Source organism: Paenibacillus solisilvae (assembly GCF_042656405.1).
GTDB classification, from domain to species: Bacteria; Bacillota; Bacilli; order Paenibacillales; family Paenibacillaceae; genus Paenibacillus_Z; species Paenibacillus_Z solisilvae.
The window spans coordinates 137116-156014 of sequence record NZ_JBHSOW010000043.1 but is presented as its reverse complement, the minus strand read 5'-3'; the positions used below and the strand labels follow the sequence as shown (position 1 = coordinate 156014).

19 protein-coding genes and 1 pseudogene are annotated in these 18899 nt (G+C 46.1%); 16 read left to right on the top strand and 4 right to left on the bottom strand.

What is annotated here, in order from left to right:
* The first annotated feature begins 140 nt into the window (after positions 1-140).
* The 4 genes from ACFPYJ_RS13020 (at position 141) to ACFPYJ_RS13005 (ending at position 3701) form a co-directional block, all read left to right on the top strand.
* The gene (locus tag ACFPYJ_RS13020; RefSeq protein WP_379188575.1) at positions 141-722 is read left to right on the top strand and encodes a TetR/AcrR family transcriptional regulator; all 582 of its coding nucleotides are present in this window, start codon (positions 141-143) and stop codon (positions 720-722) included.
* A 253-nt stretch (positions 723-975) separates the two neighbouring features.
* Positions 976-1713, top strand: coding sequence for an SDR family NAD(P)-dependent oxidoreductase (locus tag ACFPYJ_RS13015; RefSeq protein ID WP_379188574.1), 738 nt, complete (start codon positions 976-978; stop codon positions 1711-1713).
* 202 nt (positions 1714-1915) lie between these two features.
* Positions 1916-2089 carry a hypothetical protein gene (locus tag ACFPYJ_RS13010; RefSeq protein ID WP_379188573.1) on the top strand — a complete coding sequence of 58 codons (174 nt, stop codon included), beginning with the start codon at positions 1916-1918 and terminating at the stop codon, positions 2087-2089.
* A 127-nt stretch (positions 2090-2216) separates the two neighbouring features.
* Positions 2217-3701: a glycosyl hydrolase gene (locus ACFPYJ_RS13005; protein ID WP_379188572.1), complete on the top strand. Its 1485-nt coding sequence runs from the start codon at positions 2217-2219 to the stop codon at positions 3699-3701.
* Positions 3702-3801: 100 nt separating this feature from the next.
* Here the strand turns inward: ACFPYJ_RS13005 and ACFPYJ_RS13000 are convergent, their stop codons facing one another.
* Complete coding sequence (locus ACFPYJ_RS13000) at positions 3802-3990, bottom strand: hypothetical protein (RefSeq protein ID WP_379188571.1); 189 nt, start codon at positions 3988-3990, stop codon at positions 3802-3804.
* A 206-nt stretch (positions 3991-4196) separates the two neighbouring features.
* On the opposite strand from ACFPYJ_RS13000, the gene ACFPYJ_RS12995 reads away from it, so the two are divergent.
* Entirely contained in the window at positions 4197-4937 is a 741-nt protein-coding gene (locus ACFPYJ_RS12995) for a YheC/YheD family protein (protein WP_379188570.1), read from the top strand.
* 89 nt (positions 4938-5026) lie between these two features.
* Here the strand turns inward: ACFPYJ_RS12995 and ACFPYJ_RS12990 are convergent, their stop codons facing one another.
* A complete protein-coding gene (locus ACFPYJ_RS12990) occupies positions 5027-5218 on the bottom strand; it encodes a DUF1657 domain-containing protein (protein ID WP_379188569.1) in 192 nt (63 codons plus the stop codon).
* A gap of 215 nt (positions 5219-5433) precedes the next feature.
* Between ACFPYJ_RS12990 and ACFPYJ_RS12985 the strand changes: the two genes are divergently transcribed.
* The 3 genes from ACFPYJ_RS12985 (at position 5434) to ACFPYJ_RS12975 (ending at position 7687) form a co-directional block, all read left to right on the top strand.
* On the top strand, positions 5434-6294 hold the full coding sequence (locus ACFPYJ_RS12985; protein WP_379188568.1) for a DUF421 domain-containing protein: 861 nt from the start codon (positions 5434-5436) through the stop codon (positions 6292-6294).
* Positions 6295-6462: 168 nt separating this feature from the next.
* Positions 6463-7218: a DUF3891 family protein gene (locus tag ACFPYJ_RS12980; protein ID WP_379188567.1), complete on the top strand. Its 756-nt coding sequence runs from the start codon at positions 6463-6465 to the stop codon at positions 7216-7218.
* 46 nt (positions 7219-7264) lie between these two features.
* Complete coding sequence (locus ACFPYJ_RS12975; protein WP_379188566.1) at positions 7265-7687, top strand: DUF1284 domain-containing protein; 423 nt, start codon at positions 7265-7267, stop codon at positions 7685-7687.
* A gap of 257 nt (positions 7688-7944) precedes the next feature.
* On the opposite strand, the gene ACFPYJ_RS12970 is transcribed toward ACFPYJ_RS12975, so the two are convergent.
* A complete protein-coding gene (locus ACFPYJ_RS12970) occupies positions 7945-8277 on the bottom strand; it encodes a MarR family winged helix-turn-helix transcriptional regulator (RefSeq protein WP_379188565.1) in 333 nt (110 codons plus the stop codon).
* Positions 8278-8672: 395 nt separating this feature from the next.
* On the opposite strand from ACFPYJ_RS12970, the gene ACFPYJ_RS12965 reads away from it, so the two are divergent.
* The 5 genes and pseudogenes from ACFPYJ_RS12965 to ACFPYJ_RS12945 all read left to right on the top strand — a co-directional run bounded on the left by ACFPYJ_RS12965 (position 8673) and on the right by ACFPYJ_RS12945 (position 14593).
* Positions 8673-9257, top strand: a complete 585-nt coding sequence (locus ACFPYJ_RS12965) for a GNAT family N-acetyltransferase (protein ID WP_379188564.1) — start codon at positions 8673-8675, stop codon at positions 9255-9257.
* 27 nt (positions 9258-9284) lie between these two features.
* Positions 9285-9812, top strand: a pseudogene (locus ACFPYJ_RS12960) (class I SAM-dependent methyltransferase); the annotation flags it as partial.
* Between the two features lie 137 nt (positions 9813-9949).
* Positions 9950-12058: a serine hydrolase gene (locus ACFPYJ_RS12955; RefSeq protein ID WP_379188563.1), complete on the top strand. Its 2109-nt coding sequence runs from the start codon at positions 9950-9952 to the stop codon at positions 12056-12058.
* A 404-nt stretch (positions 12059-12462) separates the two neighbouring features.
* Positions 12463-13461, top strand: a complete 999-nt coding sequence (locus ACFPYJ_RS12950) for a Gfo/Idh/MocA family protein (protein WP_379188562.1) — start codon at positions 12463-12465, stop codon at positions 13459-13461.
* 478 nt (positions 13462-13939) lie between these two features.
* Positions 13940-14593, top strand: coding sequence for a methylenetetrahydrofolate reductase (locus tag ACFPYJ_RS12945; protein WP_379188561.1), 654 nt, complete (start codon positions 13940-13942; stop codon positions 14591-14593).
* 328 nt (positions 14594-14921) lie between these two features.
* On the opposite strand, the gene ACFPYJ_RS12940 is transcribed toward ACFPYJ_RS12945, so the two are convergent.
* Complete coding sequence (locus tag ACFPYJ_RS12940) at positions 14922-15800, bottom strand: helix-turn-helix domain-containing protein (RefSeq protein WP_379188560.1); 879 nt, start codon at positions 15798-15800, stop codon at positions 14922-14924.
* 168 nt (positions 15801-15968) lie between these two features.
* Between ACFPYJ_RS12940 and ACFPYJ_RS12935 the strand changes: the two genes are divergently transcribed.
* The 3 genes from ACFPYJ_RS12935 to ACFPYJ_RS12925 all read left to right on the top strand — a co-directional run bounded on the left by ACFPYJ_RS12935 (position 15969) and on the right by ACFPYJ_RS12925 (position 18824).
* Positions 15969-17021 (top strand): alcohol dehydrogenase catalytic domain-containing protein, encoded by a 1053-nt coding sequence (locus tag ACFPYJ_RS12935; protein WP_379188559.1) that lies wholly within the window; start codon positions 15969-15971, stop codon positions 17019-17021.
* Positions 17018-18019, top strand: a complete 1002-nt coding sequence (locus ACFPYJ_RS12930; RefSeq protein ID WP_379188558.1) for a Gfo/Idh/MocA family protein — start codon at positions 17018-17020, stop codon at positions 18017-18019. Before ACFPYJ_RS12935 ends, ACFPYJ_RS12930 begins: the two co-directional genes overlap by 4 nt.
* A 169-nt stretch (positions 18020-18188) precedes the next feature.
* The gene (locus tag ACFPYJ_RS12925; RefSeq protein ID WP_379188557.1) at positions 18189-18824 is read left to right on the top strand and encodes a pentapeptide repeat-containing protein; all 636 of its coding nucleotides are present in this window, start codon (positions 18189-18191) and stop codon (positions 18822-18824) included.
* Positions 18825-18899: the final 75 nt, after the last annotated feature.

Genomic DNA, 18899 nt, shown 5'->3' with positions numbered 1-18899 from the left:
TCTTTTTTGTGTTAAGAATATAACGAACGTAAATAATAAAAGGGATCGTCGTCGTTAAATTGACATTCCGATACGTTTCAATTACACTAGAATGAACATTCGGTTTATAAAACATATCATCTAATCAAGGGGGGAATATGATGTTCGAGAGATACAATAAAGTTCAAAGAGCCGTCTTGGAAACGACACTGCGTATCATCAATCAAAAAGAGCTGCAGGCTACTTCGATGTCTCTGATCGCCAAAGAATCCAAGGTATCCACGGGAAGCATCTATCACTATTTTCAAAGCAAAGAAGACATAATCAATGAACTGTACAAAGCAATTGTTACGTTTACCGGCGATGTTGTAATGAAGGACATTGATGCCAATCAGCCTGTTCAAGCACGTTTTCGCCGAGTGTGGGAAAATATTATCGGGGTGAGCATGAAACATCCGGAAGGATTTCAATTTATTGAACAATATTCCTTTTCTCCATATATATATGAGGAATCGAAGCTGGAAGCCTACAAGGTAGGCTGGTGCAATCCCGTTGAGAAGCTTTATTCAGAAGCGATCGAGCAAAAGCTGTTCATCGATATGGAACCCAAATTGTTAGTGCAAATGCATTATGGCTCCATCGTTTATTTGGTTAAGGCCGATTTACAGAAGTATATCGAGCTAACTGAGGATGCGGTTCAACATGTTATTACATCTGCTTGGAAATCGGTTTTGCGAAGTTGAAGAAGCATGCTGTGATATGCAATTTCGATAACGAAGGGAGGTGAGAGGCATGTAAGTCATGATATGCTGAGGGATCGACAAACCTAATAAATCGAATTTAAATGATTCTAATTCTAGAATGAACATTCGGTCTATCCAGTTCGCCAATGTAAAGCATCGTTTCCAATTTCTTAAAAACACAGGTTGGATAACATTTTTTTTACATGTATTAGATAGAACGTTGATTCTAATTATAAAAACGGAGGTTATTCATTTGAAAAACAAAATCGTGTTAGTGACAGGCGCAACAAGCGGCATTGGCAGAGCCACAGCGATATTACTTGCAGAAAGAGGAGCAAAGGTTATTGTCGCAGCCCGCCGTGAGCAAATGGGACAGGAAGTTGTTGAAGAAATAGCTGCAAAAGGCGGGGAAGCCGTTTATTTGAAAATGGATGTTAACAGTGAAGAAAGTATTCGAGAGGGTATTCATTGGATCGTGGATAAATATGGAAGACTGGATGCGGCAGTTAATAATGCCGGTATAGTCAGAATACCGACATCGCTGATCGATACGGAAATCAAAGATCTGGAGGAAGTGTTTCAGACGAATGTCATTGGTGTCTTTGCCAGTATGAAAAATGAAATTCAGCATATGCTGCAAACAGGCGGAGGAGCCATTGTGAATGTGTCTTCCATTAACGGTCTGCGGTCCATGGCCAAATCAGGTCCATACAGTTCCTCGAAGTTTGCAGCTCAGGCACTGACCCAATCGGCTGCATTGGAATTTGCAAATCAGAACATCCGGATAAACGCTGTTGCCCCGGGGCCGACAACGACGGAAATTACAGCTGGTTTGGAGCCATCCATTATCAAGCATTTAACTGATATTATTCCAATGAATAGAATGGGTGATTCCGAAGAAATTGCCAAGGGAATCGTATTCCTTCTCTCTGACGAATCTTCCTTTACAACGGGTGCAACTTTGGTTATGGATGGCGGATTTACAGCCTAATAGGTATGATCAGACACATCAACTGGCCATTCCGAGCGGGATGGCCAGTCCTCTCAGAATTCTTCAACAACGAAAATGCTCCTTTTTTCAGCTCATGAAAATTTTCGAACAATAGTAAAATACCTAGATATATAGTAAGATAATGGAAATAGAAAGTGGGGCGACTCAATAAAAGAAACTTATTTGGAAAGGAAGATTTGTAATGTTTAGCGGAGTTGGAGTATGGTATGGACTTTTTCCTGGAATCGCATTTCTATTGAATTTGTCTCTCCTGATTCTAGGCGTATATGCACTCGTTATGATAATAAAGCTTGCGCATCGTGGAATTAAAGCATTGGACATCTATATTGACGAGAAGACAAACAAATTCCGTTAAGCTCAGCATTATTATTTTGTTAGTCATTATAATAACTAATTTAAATAAAATTAGTGACAACTTGTTAGCAATTAATTATACTCCCCTTATAAGTCATGAATTCTTAAATGCCTAGGGGAGAATGCAAATGAGAAAAACGCACCTGCTTTTGATAACGCTTTCTTTAGCTGCAGCGGCTGTAATCGTAGGGATCCTGTTAGCGAAGGAATCGGTACCTGCTGAGGTGACGGAGGCTGAATCATTAAAGGGAACATCAGCTGCGGAGACGGCCATACCTATGACTTTTGAAGCGGAGAGCGGTCAGTTACAAGGAGATCTAACCATCGGCAAACAGCCGGCTGGATTCTCGGGCAGCGGCTATGTAACCGGATTTAAGAAGCCTGGGGATTCAGTCACGATACCTGTCACAGCGCCTGCTGATGATATTTTTGAGCTGATTGTCGGATATAATGGCCCGAGTGGGGATAAAGACACCGAATTAGCAGTGAATGGGATAGCGTTTGGCAGTGTCAATCTGAGGAAGACGGCAGGATTTACGGAAGTATCAGCTGGAAAAATCGCCTTGAATAGAGGAGAGAATACGATTACCTTCAACACAGGGTGGGGCTGGTACGATATCGATTATGTCAAAATCACAAACGCGGCAAAGAATCAAGAGCATCAGGTGGTCAAGGGCCTCGTAAATCCGAATGCCACACCTGAGGCGCTGGCCTTACAGCGTTATCTGGTCGACAGCTATGGAACGAGCATCCTCTCTGGACAGCAGAACTTAAATGATGCACTTGAGCTTAAGAAGCCGTACGGTAAGCTTCCTGCCATCGTTGGCTTTGATATGATGGACTATTCTCCGTCACGAGTGGAGCACGGAGCTAAATCCATGGAGATCGATAATGCATTGCTCTGGCATGATCTAGGCGGTATTGCCGCTTTTACATGGCATTGGAATGCTCCAACGGACCTTATCGATTCCGGGGAAAAACCTTGGAGCAGCGGCTTTTATACCGAGGCCACAACCTTTGACCTTGAGAATGCTCTGGCGGATCCTGATTCCAAGTCCTACAAACTCCTGTTAAGAGATATGGATGCGATTGCGGAGCAGTTAAAGAAACTGCAGGATGCCAAGATTCCCGTACTCTGGCGGCCCCTTCACGAGGCGGAAGGCGGATGGTTCTGGTGGGGGGCGAAAGGTCCTGAGCCTTGTAAGCAGCTGTGGAAGCTATTGTATGACCGGTTAACGAACGTTCATCATCTGAACAATCTGATCTGGGTCTGGAATTCAGAATCCCCCGACTGGTATCCGGGTGATGATACCGTAGATATCATCAGTGTTGATTCCTATCCGGCAGCAGGCGATTATAGTCCGGATATTAACCGGTATGAGAATCTGGTGAAGCTTGTTCAAGATAAGAAGCTCGTCGCGATGGCTGAGAATGGACCGATACCGGATCCGGACCTGCTGACTAAGCTTCAGGCCAATTGGAGCTGGTACTGTACCTGGGGCGGAGAGTTCATCAATGACGGCAAGCAAAATACGAAGGAGCATATCCAAAAAGTCCTGGATTCGAGCTATGTGATCACGCTTGATGAGCTGCCGGATTTCAGCACCTATTGAATGTTAAGAAGAAGGCAATCTCAGCATGCGTTTGATTTCATTGAAGATGATTTCGATCCCCTGCTCAATCTGGTCTTCTTGAACCCTGGTTACACTAATCTTAAATCATATTCATGTTCGCTAAGCTGCCGGAAAAATGCTGCTTGGGCGATTCCAGCAAAATATGCTTCTTCTTCAGTTTCTCAAGCAGAGCTGCAATGTTAAGTGAGTCCGGTAATCGAATATGAGTGTGAACGCCTGAATAGACTTCCGCATGGTGAATGATCGATGTGTCGTTATATTTGTTCAAGGCATCCTTCAACCGGGTTAATCTTCAGCCGGAGTAGTCGGAGCTAACTATCGGGTCGTGAAACGGGCCAAGGCCGCTGAAGGCGAGCAATCCTATAAACTTACGGCAAGGTAAAGCCGGGGATCTCCGCCTATTTTTAAGACCGTCAGCAATCTTCCACATACACTGTTCAAGGAAGATCATGATGATTTCAGGGAGGTTAGTCCATGCCTCAATATATTGGAAGCAAATTGAGAAAAACAGAAGCCATACTTCGTAATAAGTCGCTTCGGCAGTTTGTCCCGAAGACTGTCAGGCTTAATCGTCTTCAACTGCTCAGAATGCTTCAGCAATTTAAGATGGTCTATGTCAAGCCGGTGAGCGGCACTGGTGGAAACGGGGTCATGCGGGTTGAAAAAACCGCAGCAGGATATCATTTTCAAATTCTAACACGCAAACGCTCATACAAAAGTCTAAATGCAATGTACAGCGCGATTCAGAAGGAGACGAGGGGCAGAGGCTACCTCATTCAGAAGGGGATTCATTTGCTCAAATACAGAGGCCGAAGATTCGACCTGCGCATTATGGCGCAGCTTAATCTCCGGAAGAGATGGGAGACAACCGGAATCATCGGCCGGGTCGCCGCCCCGCGAAAAATCGTCACGAATTATCACAGCGGCGGAACTCCGACCCCTGTATCGAGGCTTTTAGGCAGTCTTAGCAATAAACGCAAATACAACCTGACCATCCAGAAGCTGAAGAATATGGGTGTAACATCCGGTCGGGCCATGAAGGCTAGATTCCCGGGCGTATGTGAAGTCGGCGTTGATGTCGGCTTGGACAGTACGCTCAAGCCTTGGATTCTTGAGGTTAATACCCGCCCGGATCCGTATATTTTCAGAAAACTGTCCGATCCTTCGATATTCAGGAAGATCAGGCGTTATGCTAAGGCATATGGAAGGTTATAGAACGTTCATACAGCCATCAGAAACACAATCGATCTTTGTATCGGTTGTGTTTTTTTGCAGCCGATATCCATGCTGGTATGCGCAATAGATCAGGACTCATCCTGTTCAAGCTGCCCCAACCGGGATTGCAGCTTCTGAACAACTAGGTCGGTTTGCTGAGCGGCATGTGCAAACTTCGACTTGGCATATTGATTTTCTGTCTCCAAGGCAAAAAGTTCTAAGCTGGCTTGCGCCCCTTTCAAAGCAGCAAGACATGCTTTTACATCAGATGTTACCGTCAAGACCAACACCGCCTAATTAAGATAGGTTGATATCAAGGTTAGTTTAGCGCTAACGACGGATAACTATTCATAATGATGGCAATTAATACGATTCTTCGTTTCATAAAATTCATCCAATTCCTGAAGACCTTTCTAATGATGGGAAACAGTTAGAGGACTGATGGTTTCTTATAGGTGAAATAATGGATATAACGATTTACGGGAGGTTTAATGATATGCCGGAATGGATTGAGGTTGCGTTGCGTACTTTAGTTTCCATCATCGTATTATTCATCATGACAAAGATATTGGGAAAGCGGCAAATTTCTCAGCTTTCTTTATTCGAGTATATAACTGGGATTACAATCGGCAGTTTGACCGCTTATATATCGTTAGACATCGAATCGACCTGGTTTCTTGGCATTGTCTCCTTGTTGGTTTGGGTCGCATGCTCTTATGGCATTGAATTGCTGACCTTGAAGAGCAAAAAAATGCGGGATCTTATTGATGGCAAAGGAACGGTCTTAATAAAAGACGGCAAGGTGATGGAAGAAAATTTGAAGAAGGAACGGTTGACTGCTGACGAACTGCTGGAGCAGCTGCGGAGCAGAAATGTATTCCGGGTGGCAGACGTTGAATTTGCGTTAATGGAATCAAGCGGTCAAGTCAATGTGCTGCTCACAAGAGAACATAAATCGCTAACCCCGTCGCATCTGGGGATCCAGGTTTCGCCCGAGCAGGAGCCTCAAACGGTGATTATGGATGGGAAGATGATTGACGAGCCGCTTGCTACACTCGGTTTAACCCGTGAATGGATAAAGGTTGAGCTGGATAAAATCGCTGTGCTCCTTGAAGAGGTATTCCTCGGTCAGGTAGATGCATATGGGCAGCTGACTGTAGATGTATACAATGATCAAATCAGTGTGCCGGTGCCTCAAAAGAAGGCGGCCTTATATGCCGTACTCAAGAAGTGCGAAGCAGATTTAGAGTCGTTTGGCGTGACGGCCAAGAGCAAGAAATCCAAACGGATGTATGAAGATTGCGTACACCAGCTGGAAACCGTAATAGCGGAGCTCAAGCCCATTTTGCATCGATAAGCGCTGCCAAGATCCCGCTCCATCCTTGAATATAGAAACGGACACTATGCAAGGCGAAAAGGTTTGTGGGAGAATCACCCATGAGCCTTTTTTGGCCGATAGGATTTCTTGATTATTAATGCCATTAATAATGGTAATATAATAAAAAAGGAGGAGGGTGAAGCTAAGATGATTGTTTATGAGAGGCAGCATGATTTTATTATGATTACTCAGCATGAACACGCTCATCTCTCTGGAGACCTTGCAGCAGCATTGGATAACAGGTTTGCTGCTCAAGACGATCGAAGAAACGACTTTCTATTTGCAGCAAGGGAGCATGATCGGGGGTGGATAGATTTGGACAGTGCACCTTTATGGAATGACCGGGATCACTGTCCCTATTCTTTTCTGGATTTTCCGCTTCAGCCCAGATTTACCTTCTATACAAAAGGGATTGATGAGGTTCAAGAGCAAAATAAATTTGCAGCGCTGTTATGCAGCCTGCTCTATACGACACTTTTCGAACGGCTTCATAGCAATGAATGCTTAAAATATTTGAAATCCGAATACGATAGACAAGGATATCTTGCAGATAAACTTGCGATTGAACGTGAAGACAGCCAATTAAAGCATTATTTAAACCTGCTGTTATTCTGTGACGAGCTGTCTTTGTTTCTGTGCATGGAAGAGCCCGGCTCGCCTGTCAGCCAATATAAATTCTTCGCCGGGGGTCTGGGCAGTCCTATGGATCATAAGGATAAGATTCATGTGAACTGGAAAAACAGTGAAACTCTGGTCCTTTCGTTATTTCCTTTTCAACACGATATCATCGCCAAATTTCCTTATAAACAAGTCCCTAAATCAGAGATTTCCGCACTTGGAATTACAGAAGCCTATTTACAATCGGAATGGAAGAAACGGGATATCAGGATTCAATCCGAATGAAAATGACTAGCGTATGAGTTGAATGGCAGACAGGGAGAAGAGTGACATGACAATTAAATTACGCGGACATCATCTGCTCTGTTTACTCGGATATCGCGGGATGGGATATTCCGAGGCGTTTTGCGTCAATATGACCGGGATCTATGAAACCTTGAGAGCGGAGCCTGACACAAGGATCGAAATCGTCATCGGACCGGATGACATCTGCCAGGCTTACCCGCCGGATAAACCGAACCACTGCAATGGCGACGTATATCTGCAAGATCAGGCTGTCTTGTTGAAGCTGGGGCTTGAACCCGGCAATCAGGGCAGCTGGGGAGAGATATGTGAGAGGGTCACTACGAACATTGTACCTTCGGATATCAGTCACATTTGCAGCACATGTCCTTGGGAGTCCTATGGTGTATGCCAGGAAGGCGTGCAGTTGATTATTGAAGGGAAGTCATTACCGGCAATCGGGAATAAGTAAAGGACCTGTCTTAGCAGAAGTAAGCTGATAAGCTGATCAGGATGCAAACCACACGCCACCGGTGCCATTCTCAGAAATGAGAAATGTACTTGGTGGTTTTCTTTTGCTGCTTGCTGCCGCGGGTTGTAACTTTTTTGTTCCGCATATTGGTGAAGACGATTCCGCACTCAGAGGCAGAAGTACTGCCTAATCTTGATCATCTGGCTCCTGAAAACAGACATTCACCGCTGGAAGCAGCACGGTCGGTAAAGAAATTTTTAAGAACCTGAACAACTGTTGAGTTGTTTAAGCAGGTTAAGTAATAGCCTGCGGTTCTCGGGAGACAATGATCCTACTACTTGCTCTGACGCTTCGCTCATGGCATTTCGTGCATGTTGGATTAGTGGCGGGGCCGCATCTGTGAGCCGTAAGAAAGTAGCGCGGCGATCCTCCGAATCCGGAACGCGTATTAGCATGTTTTCCTGCTCCAGCGCATCAACAAACTGTGTGACGGTACGAGCTTTAATCCCGATTTTGGCGGCGAGCTCGCTCATTCGGATCGGTTCATTCTCAGCGATGGCGATGAGAAACCGCAAACTGGGCCCTGTCATGAACGAAGGGACATCAAGGTTTCCTAACTGTATTTCAAATTGCGTATGCAGCAAAGCCCATGAACTCAGCCAGACCGGACATGGACGGGGCCGCATTGTGCTTCAGATTGCTGATGAATAAGCAAGTATTTAATGATATTAATAATCGGGCCGGAACTCACACTTTTGTGGGTTCTTTTTTTATATCCAGAAGATTAGCTGACATGGTAAAATGTACCTCAAAGCAAGTATGAAGGGTTTTGAACACGGCATTCAGAAGAGGAACGGAATTCAAACGAATGTATGGAGAGGGAAATTGCAAGATAGTTAATGACATTAAATGATTGTGTCGAAAATTCGCTTGGTTGTATCCAAGGATCTACTAATTCTTCGAATAATTATTTGGAGGCGTATCTATGAAACTGGAGATCTGCAATCCTATATTACTCTCGTTTCCAGACCGATTCGAGAGCAAGCGGCTTATCATACGCACTCCATTACGCGGGGATGGTGCAAGGGTTAACGAAGCGATCAAAGAAAGCATCGAAGAACTGCGGCCTTGGATGCCATGGGCACAGCAAGTTCCGACAATAGAAGAATCAGAGATCATCTCACGCGAAGGAAATATCAGATTCACAGAGCGATCAGACCTGAGGCTCTATTTAATCCATAAGCAAACAAGTCAATTCATTGGCGGCAGCGGACTGCACCGGATAGACTGGCATGCAAGGAAGTTTGAAATCGGATATTGGGTTCGCACTTCCAGCAGCGGTCAAGGTTATATTACAGAAGCGGTGGAAAGAATTACACAGTTTGCCATTCAAGAATTACAAGCCAATCGGGTGGAGATTAGATGCGATTCAAGAAATTTACGGAGCATTCATGTTGCGGAACGTCTCGGTTTCACCAAAGAAGGAATCCTTCGGGCTGATAAATGTGATGTGGACGGCTGCTTAAGAGATACCGTTATTTTTGCGAAAATACGTGGGACAGAGTTCTGACTCTGTCCAGTTCATGGATGCGGGGTTGGGAGAAACAGCATCCCGATCGCACAGAGAATGAAAGAAAGCAGCGGTACAGTTACCTGTATTGACCTGCTCCCCGGTGCAATCGAGAAGCTGCTTGCAAATGCGGAGCAATACAACGTCAATGATCGTATCGCAGTTGAGGCTGCTGATGTGGAATTCTATGCAATTAAACGCAATCACTACGATTACGTGATCGCCTGTTCATCTTTGGAGCATGTTTCAAGTAAGGAGGCATTCCGCATGGTAGTGACACGTATCATTGAAGGGACGAAGGCTGGCGGAATCAATATTTTGATCAATACAGAAATCGAGGAGGTTGATCTTGGTTCAGGCGTGATTACAGAGGGTGTAATTGAGCTTAATATGAAATCAGAGCGTGCAGTTACTGTCCTTAAGGAGCTGTATAAAGATTGGGACATTCTTGTACATACTCAAGTCCCTTATCTCATTCATGAAAGCAAGGCGGGCAGGGATATCGAATTCAGGTCCAATTGGATTACGTTTGTTGTGCAGAAGCATCGCTTGTAGGAGGGGAACCGTGGAAGCGGTAGAATCCAACTAACGTCGCAGGGAAGACTGGTCTTAAGTCTAGTTACAGGAAATGTAAATACAGCTAAGATGGAGATGGAAATTCATTCCTGACTATCCATAAGGAGGGCTGTGTTTTGAAATCTCGTCGAATACGCAGTATGACCATAATTATATCTGCAGCAGTTGTTCTTAGCCTGACAAGTGCGAGTGTATATGCTGAGCAGATGAATCCAATCGAATTTAGTGTTCCCGTTAATTTGACCCAGGGAGCTTCTGCTGTACCGGCAGTTCCATTCGCGAATCCTGAACCGGCTCTATCTGACGGGCCGCGCGAAGCAGCAGAGGTACAAGCCTTTCTTGATCAATTATTCGCAAGCAGTTCGATTAAGCAAAAGGCAGGAGCAGTCTCGGTCTCTGTTGTCCGTGATGGCCAGGTGCTTGCCGCCAAGGGCTACGGCATCGTAGATCAGATTGCCAAGCAGCCGGTGAGTGCGGAGCAAACCACATTCCGGATCGCTTCGGTCTCGAAGGTATTCACAGCAGCTGCAATCATTCAGCTCGTGGATCAAGGTAAGCTTTCGCTGGAGGATAATATAGAGAAATACTTAGACGGATTTAAGCTGACTAATCCCTTCAATAAACCCGTTACCATTGCAAACTTGCTCACACATACAACCGGCTTTGAGATTCGGGACCCGAATAACAGCAATTTCCTCTTCGAACCTGCAGCGCCAGCCATGGCGCTTAAAGATTCCATTTTCACAGATTTCCCTCCAGTCGTACGTGAACCGGGAACTTCTTACATGTACGATAATTTTGCTTCGCGACTGCAGGGCTATATTGTTGAGAAGGTGAGCGGCGAAGCCTTCGGCCTCTATATGGCGAATCACATGTTCAAGCCTCTTGGCATGACCTCATCCAGTTTCACGCAAACGGAGGATTTGGAAAATAGGCTGGCTGTTAGTTATGATGCTGCAGGAGCTGCGGTTCCTGCCTATCGTCTACAGCCAAACCCGCTTCCCGAGGGCGGTATGATTACGACCTCGGCCGATATGGCGAGGTTCATGAACGCCTTCATGAATAGCGGCAAAGCTGCCGATGGTACAGTGATACTAAGTCCGGAATCGGTCAAAGCGATGTCTACCTATCATATGTCCATCGATCCTTCCGTTCCGGATACCACCTATGGCTTCGAGGCTCCCAATCCGGTGCAGACAAAAGGTTTGTTTACTATAACCAAGGGAGGCGACATACTTGGGTTCAGCTCGCTGCTGTGGCTGATGCCGGAGAGCAAGGTCGGTATTTTTGTAACTTACAATAAGAATGGAGATCTGCGAGATGCGCTGATTTCTGCGTTTATGGATCATTACTATTCCGGTCATACGAAGGATATTGGAGATCCGGGTTACGTGCAGCAGTCCGAAGAAGAACTTCGCGCCAATTTTGAGGGGTTATATAAGGACCTGAGAACTTCGGCATTAGTAACACGTGTAACAGCAGCGGGGCCCGGGAAGCTGATCACATTCGACATTGTCAGCGGGCGTCATGAGTTTAAACAGGCAGGGAAGCTTTTGTTCATCGATGAAGCGGGTTCGCCGCTTGCATTTAAGCTGGATGATCAAGGGCAAGTAAGCTATCTCAAATATCCGAATCCGGTCGGCTATGCAGCGAAGACACCGGCTGCGGCGGGCTTCCCGGACATTCCTGACAATCACCCTTTTGCTTCTTATATTCATGCAAATCAATCGATTGGATTGATTAAGGATGATCCGAACAAGCCTTTCCGGGCAACGGATACGGTCAGCCGTGCTGAGTTTATACATGCATTAGTGCAGCAATTCAGTTTGCCGCCTTCTGCGAATCCTTCGGACTTCAAGGATACGGGCGGTTCACCCTATGAAGCAGAGATTCAAGCAGCGAAGGAAATCGGGTTGTTGACGGGTACAAGCAAGGGGAATTTCGAGCCGAATCGGCCAATTCTTCGTGAGGAAGCGGCTGTCGTCATAGAACGGCTGTTGGCTGCTGTCAGCGGCCAACAAACTCCCAGATTACCGGCGAAATTGGCACCCGGTACGGATTATTGGGCCGTTTCTGCCGTCAGCTTGATGGTGAACCTGAAACTTTATGGCCCGGAAGTAAGCACAGCAGCAGACGGGTTCACCGATTATGGTTCCAAGCGCTCATTAAACAAACAGGAACTGGCTGTTCTTCAATATTCACTGTTATTTCCTGGTTCTGAATAGGACTTCAGGGTGGATCTGAGCCGCACCTCGTGCGGCTTTTTTCTATTGTCTAGAGTGAGCTTTTGTTGCTATTATGAACGACTATAAGAATCATTGTTACAGAATTGGCAAGAATTGAGTTGAGCAAACCTCCACGATTAGGACAGAAGGAAGGGTCAAATCCATACCGAATCGTCTGCGTAAGAAGTTGCTCTTGGCCAGTAAGCAGGTAATTGAATCCTTCACCGGCAGCTGCCGCCGCAAACTTATCGCCCTTATGATTATCCTTACCTGTAATCGCTTTCTATCTGATTTTTCAGCGTTATATCGTGCAGGGGATTGCCGAGGGGGCGATAAAAGGCTAGTCTAGTTAAGGGAAACCATTCATTACTTAACTAACGACAAGCAATCGCCAAGGAGGAACTATGAACATTCGATTCGGGATTATCGGCACAAACTGGATTACAGAGCGTTTCATTCAAGCTGCAAGAGAAGCGGAAGGCTTCGAATTAACTGCGGTCTATTCCAGAACACAGGAGAAAGCGGATGACTTTGCAGCTAAACACGGCATTGCGCATACCTTTATAGATCTGGAAGAGATGGCGCGCAGCGGGGAGCTGGATGCGGTGTATATCGCATCCCCTAACTCCTATCATGCGAAGCATGCAGTCTTATGCATGAGTCATGGGAAGCATGTATTATGCGAGAAGCCCGCCGCATCGAATACGGCTGAGCTCAAGCAAATGATTGAAGCTGCATCCCAGCACAACGTGGTCTTCATGGAAGCGCTCAAGAGCACGCTGCTTCCAAGCTTTCAATCGATCACGGAGCATTTGCCTGAGATCGGGAAGGTACGCCGCTATTTTGCGAACTACTGCCAATATTCATCCCGCTATGATGCTTATAAGGCAGGGCAAGTGCTGAATGCTTTCAATCCGATCTATTCAAACGGAGCTCTGATGGATCTTGGCGTCTATTGTATCTATCCGCTGATCGTGCTTTTCGGCGAGCCGAAAGAGATTAGAGCAACGGGAATGCTGCTGGAGTCCGGAGTCGACGGACAGGGAAGCTTAGTTGCGCGGTATGAAGAGATGGAAGCCGTCGTCATGTATTCGAAGATTAGTCAATCGTCCATTCCTTCAGAAATTCAAGGGGAAGCGGGCAGCATCGTCATTGACAGCATCAGCGATCCGCAGAAGATTGAGATTCAATACAGAGATGGACGCATTCAGGATATATCAAGACCTGCCGACAGGCCTACAATGTATTATGAAACGCAAGTATTCATGGACCTGATTCGCAGCAAGCAGACCGAATCAACGGTTAACTCGCATGCGAACTCATTGGCTGTAATGGCAGTATTAGATGAAGCGCGTAAACAGCAGGGACTTGTATATCCAGCGGATATCAATGAAATGAACTAAACAGCCAAGGATTCATGTAACCCCTTATGACCATCGGCTGTATTTTACCCATCAGGAGCTTGCGGCAGGAGCGACAATCAAATTCAAGATGAGCAATCAACCGAATTCCAAAGAACGGGTTTAATCGGTAATCAGGGAGCTGTCTGAGTAGAGAATTTCTACCTTCAGACAGCTCCTTTTGATCATATTAACAAGGTAATTTGAGGTGGAATGGTGAATATTACTTTGAGCCGATCACACCGACTCAAATCCATTATATCTACCTTCAGATTATAATCGGCAGGCTGGTACTTTATCAGACAAACGAACGATACCTCAGAATGGACGTGTAGAAGTTATATCCGTTGAACTTATCCCTAGAAACATCGAGCAGCTGGACCATGAACTGCAGCTGATTCAATCCAATTTCCCGATTGTTAATACCGTTAATATTCCGGATCTGTTAAGATTTCAGACTCGCAGCTGGGAAGGCGCCGCCTTGGCCAAACCGTATTATGACCATGCAATTCCTCATATTCGTGCAATTGATTTTAATCTTAAGGAAAGGCTCGATCTGCTGCAGTATTTGGATCATCATTCTATTACTCAAGTACTGGCAGTGACGGGAGATTTGCCTCAGGATATGAACCGCAATGTGTATCCGACCACAAGCATCGATTTTATCAGGAAAATAAAGCAGGAGAGCCCCCATATCAAAGTTTTTAGTGCAATTGATCCCTATCGCAATAATTTCAAAATGGAATACGAGTACATCGGGCGAAAGCTTGACGCAGGTGCGGATGGATTCTTCACGCAGCCTTTCTTTGATCTACGCCTGATGGAGGTATACAGCGAGCTGCTCCATAATGTGGAGGTGTTCTGGGGGGTGTCGCCGGTAATCAGTCCTAAGTCCCGGAATTATTGGGAGACGAAAAATCATGCGATTTTCCCTCGAGACTTTCAGCCGACGATGGAGTGGAATATTGAATTCGCCAAGAACGTTACAGCATTCAGCAGAGCGACCAACTCGAACATGTATGTTATGCCGATCCGGGTGGACTTGAAGGCTTATCTGGAGGGGATATTCCAGGAAGGAAGCCAGTCCGTACAAGAGGATGAGGAAATGAGATTGGCGGGAAAAACACTTCTCTGATGAAAGGGAAGGCAGCCGCCTAATAAAACGATTTAAACGGAGATTTACAATGAAAGCGGAGGAGACGTGGGGAGCGAAAATTATTAACAGCATTAAACATTTGCCTGCTCAAGGCGGGGCAACTTACGAATCCGCTTCCCTTGAAGCCGGGCACGTCTGATGGACGACTGGCGGCTGAGGTTCATCCTGACCAGGGCTTATCTGCACTGGGATTTCAAGGGTATAAGTAGAGGGAAGGCGACGTGATCAAAAGCGGTGAATGCCAATTGACATTCACCGCTTTTTTCCGTTCACAGCGATATACGATATACGGCTGCCTCTTGCAAATTCAGGATAAGGAGCGTCGGTATTCTCTTGGGGACAATCCAGTTTGACTCTTGTATGCTTTGGATAAGTGGGAAGCGCTGCCGAAACCGCAGTATTCCGCAATAAGTTCCAGATTAAGCGAAGTCGTCGATAGGAGCTCGCGGGCCTTCTGAATCCGCAGCTTTACTAAATATTGATGAGGCGTTGAACCGAAATTCGCGATGAATACGGTGGAGAAATGGGAATCTGAATATCCGGCATGCTTGGCCATCTTATCGACTGTAAGCGGCGTAGAGAGATGAAAGGAAAGGAAAGCATTCATTTTATTAACGAACTGCTGCTCTTCAAACTCATTGGAGCCAGCTGAGGTGTTCCCGTCACTGCCCAGCAAAAGCAGCAGCAGCTCTGTAGCCAGCTTTTGCACAGTAAGCATACTTCGAATGTCATTATGCTTAAAATGTTCAATCATGCGGTAGAGTGTATCCCTGCATTTCAGCGGCTGCTCTGGATAGAGCTTTACAGGAAGCCGGATCGACGGGAAATCATTAAGCTGCGGCTGAAGAAGATTCATATAACCGTCGATATGGGTTTGACCCGGCGTCGTAACGAAGCTTTTCGACCGTTCAGCGTTATAGAACCAATCCAGATGAGCATTTGGGACAACACATTCGCCGATGCCTTTGGTCGTGAATGGAATACCGGGCTGTATAAGGGCAAAATCACCCTCGTATAACATGTAGGCGGTTCCCTCTACCGTTAACTCGTATGTGCCTTTCTCCAGAAACAGAATTAAATAATCAAGCAGTCTTCTCTCTGCCTGGAAGAAGTTCGAGCTTATGAATCGATAGCAAAGCCGAACATAAGGCAGGATCGGATAATCATTCCAGCTTTTCTGCTGCATATAAACCTCATTCCTCTAACTTTCATGGCATGATGTCATTATAAATCGTTGTTTTTGACAAGTAAAATCAAAGTTTTAGGCAAGCGTATTCGAGTCATTACAGGTAGAATGGTATACATTGAGATAAAGTATAACATGTTTTTTACATGAATAATTGGAGGTCTTCTTATGAACTCATTAATGGCATTAATTAAAGAAATTCCGAAGAAAATGCAGTCTCCGATCTTCACTGGAGAGAAGAGAATCGCCTTTATGGAGAAGGATGTCCCAGTGCCGGGTCCAGGAGAACTGCTGATACGTTCCAAAGCGAATGCGCTTTGCGGATCAGAAAAGGGTTTTTATCTGCATGGATCGGACAGGCTTACACCAGGCCATGAAGCTGCTGGTATCGTCGCTGCTGCTGGCCCTGAAACGATAGTGAAACCGGGGACACCGGGTGTTGTATTTTTGATGGATTTCTGCGGTTCATGCCGCAGCTGTAAGCTGGGCTTTACGAATCAATGTCTGGCCAAGCGGGCGGATATCGGCTTCTCGCAGGATGGCGGATATGGTGAATATATGGTTGTTCATGAGAATATTTTCTTCCCGATTGACGCCGGCTTACCTTTCGCTGATGCAACCCTGCTGCTTGATATAATGGGAACCGGGGGCCATGCGATACGCCGCGCAGTGCATGCGCGTCAAGATATTGAATCTGTTCTGGTTGCAGGAGCGGGACCTATTGGCCTTGCTATACTGGCAATGGCAAAGATCCTTCTAGGCAGGGAAATACCGGTATTCATCACAGATATCAACCCTTATCGGCTTGAATTAGCGGAGCGCCTGGGCGGCATTCCGATCCGTGTAGATCAAGAGTCCATTGCTGACCGGTTGAAGGCTGGCGGACTTGAAGCGGTTGATGCGGCGCTGGATTCCAGCGGGCAAACAAGCGCGCGCCGGGCATGTGTGGATCATTTAAGCAAACGCGGTGTTCTTGTCTGTGTAGGACATGGCGGTGAGGTGAATCTTGAAGTTTCATCGGATTTAATCGGACCTGAACGGGCTGTCTTAGGCAGCGAATATTTTGCTTTTCATGAAATTGAAGCAAATGCACAATTATTGCGTGTTCATCGCGAATATTTATCTCAGATTATTACGCATCGGTTCCCTGTCGAGCGAATGCAGGAAGCTAGTGATTTGTTCTTCAGCGGCCAGTGCGGGAAAGTGGTGGTAGAGCAATGAGCGGGATACAAAATCAGGACAGCCGTAAAACGAAGATAGCCATAATCGGTGCCGGAGGCTGGGGAGAGCAGCATGCACGTGTACTGTCAGCTCATCATCAGATTGAGTTATGTGCAGTCGTCGGGCGCACGCAAGAGCGGACAAGGGAGAGAGCGGAGAAGTACCATGCACGCAGCTATACAGATATTCAAGCCATGCTGGAGCAAGAACAACCGGATCTGGTGACGATCTGTCTGCCGAATCAGTCGCATTTCGATGCTACACTCACTGTTATAGAGGCTGGAATACCGCTTCTCGTGGAGAAGCCGCTTGTATTCGATATCGCCGAGGCGGATCGTTTGCTTGATGAAGCTGCAAAGCGGAATTTGTTCTTCGCTATTAATTTCAACCATCGCTATGCCAAACCCATGCAGCTTGCCAAGCGTACAATCGAAGCAAACAAGCTGGGTGAACTCGTATTCGGCACTTGGCGCTTTGGCGGTGAAGGCGGCAACGAGCATCCATACGGGAATCTGATTGAAACCCAGTGTCATGGCTTTGATTCTCTGGAATATTTGATGGGACCCATTGAATCGGTTATGGCGGAGATGACCGACATTACAGGTAAAGGGTTCAGCTCGATGTCTATTTCGCTTCGCTTCAAGAATGGTGCGGTTGGAAGTATGACCGGCTCCTATGACTCTTCCTACGCTTATGCGGATACACAGTTCCTTGAAGTGAACGGGACGCGGGGGCGTGTTCTAATTGAGGACACGGTTCGCCGCTTTTCGTACCAAGAGGCAGGCAGCGAGACGGCAGAAGTATGGCAGGCCGGTTATTTCAATGACCGGGAGAGAGAGTTCCACCGGACGTTTGACTTACATGTTGAACAAATCATTCAAGCTTTCCGCTCGGGCCAAGCACCGCCGGTTCATGCAGAGGCCGGACTGCGGGCACTCAAGCTTGCGCATGCGGCGATAGAATCTTTCCATTCCGGGAGAAGAGTTCGGATTGAATAGAGAGGTTTGAAAGGAGACGACCTTGCCTCATGGTTCGAATAGCGGTGAACCGGCTGAATCTGCTGCCCCAGCAGCAGAATCGACAAAACCTGTTGTGGAATCAGCGAATCCTGAGTCAAATAATCAACATAATTATAATTATGTAAACAAATAAAGGATGTATTCACTTATGAAAATCACACCGCCGAATATTCCAGCCATGATATCTCCCTACATGATTGAACAGCAGGAAATTTATCCGGAGGAAGAGATATCGGAATGCCTCTTTACGGATACCCTAATTGAGAACCAAGCAGCGGAGGCAGCCGTCTTTTCTAAAGTCATCTTTCGGAACGTGACCTTTAACCAGGTTTCGCTTCGAAATGCAGAGCTGACCGATGTGCGCTTTGAGAAATGTGACTTGTCTAACGTAGATTTCAGCGAGTCGCTCATGCACCGCGTAGAATTCATCAATTGTAAAATCATTGGAATTAATCTCAGTTCGTCCACACTGCGGAATATCAGGTTCGATTCCTGCAACGGCAGCTACGCAAATTTTCAATTTACGGATTGGAAGCAAGGTATTTTTCAAGATTGCCTGCTTGTTCAAGCGGATTTCTATGCGTGTAAGCTAGTACAGATGCAGTTCGAGCGGTGTCAATTAAAGCAGGCCGAGGTCTCTGGCACGAGTTTGGCTGGTATCGACCTGAGCAGCTGTGAGATCGAAGGTCTTAGCTTGACAATCGAGGATCTTCAAGGCTGCATCATTTCTGCTGTTCAGACTGTCATTTTCTCCAAATTTTTAGGTGTGGTGATCAAAGAATAGACGGCAATGCTAACATCCGCATCTGTTGATTATGCGTAATTCGTTTACGCTTGATCAACAGATGCTTTTTTATAA

Coding starts and splice junctions, on each gene's coding strand:
- ACFPYJ_RS13020 (WP_379188575.1), top strand. CDS start 141: ATGTTCGAGAGATACAATAAAGTTCAAAGAGCCGTCTTGGAAACGACA.
- ACFPYJ_RS13010 (WP_379188573.1), top strand. CDS start 1,916: ATGTTTAGCGGAGTTGGAGTATGGTATGGACTTTTTCCTGGAATCGCA.
- ACFPYJ_RS13005 (WP_379188572.1), top strand. CDS start 2,217: ATGAGAAAAACGCACCTGCTTTTGATAACGCTTTCTTTAGCTGCAGCG.
- ACFPYJ_RS12995 (WP_379188570.1), top strand. CDS start 4,197: ATGCCTCAATATATTGGAAGCAAATTGAGAAAAACAGAAGCCATACTT.
- ACFPYJ_RS12985 (WP_379188568.1), top strand. CDS start 5,434: ATGCCGGAATGGATTGAGGTTGCGTTGCGTACTTTAGTTTCCATCATC.
- ACFPYJ_RS12980 (WP_379188567.1), top strand. CDS start 6,463: ATGATTGTTTATGAGAGGCAGCATGATTTTATTATGATTACTCAGCAT.
- ACFPYJ_RS12975 (WP_379188566.1), top strand. CDS start 7,265: ATGACAATTAAATTACGCGGACATCATCTGCTCTGTTTACTCGGATAT.
- ACFPYJ_RS12970 (WP_379188565.1), bottom strand. CDS start 8,277: ATGACAGGGCCCAGTTTGCGGTTTCTCATCGCCATCGCTGAGAATGAA.
- ACFPYJ_RS12965 (WP_379188564.1), top strand. CDS start 8,673: ATGAAACTGGAGATCTGCAATCCTATATTACTCTCGTTTCCAGACCGA.
- ACFPYJ_RS12950 (WP_379188562.1), top strand. CDS start 12,463: ATGAACATTCGATTCGGGATTATCGGCACAAACTGGATTACAGAGCGT.
- ACFPYJ_RS12940 (WP_379188560.1), bottom strand. CDS start 15,800: ATGCAGCAGAAAAGCTGGAATGATTATCCGATCCTGCCTTATGTTCGG.
- ACFPYJ_RS12935 (WP_379188559.1), top strand. CDS start 15,969: ATGAACTCATTAATGGCATTAATTAAAGAAATTCCGAAGAAAATGCAG.
- ACFPYJ_RS12930 (WP_379188558.1), top strand. CDS start 17,018: ATGAGCGGGATACAAAATCAGGACAGCCGTAAAACGAAGATAGCCATA.
- ACFPYJ_RS12925 (WP_379188557.1), top strand. CDS start 18,189: ATGAAAATCACACCGCCGAATATTCCAGCCATGATATCTCCCTACATG.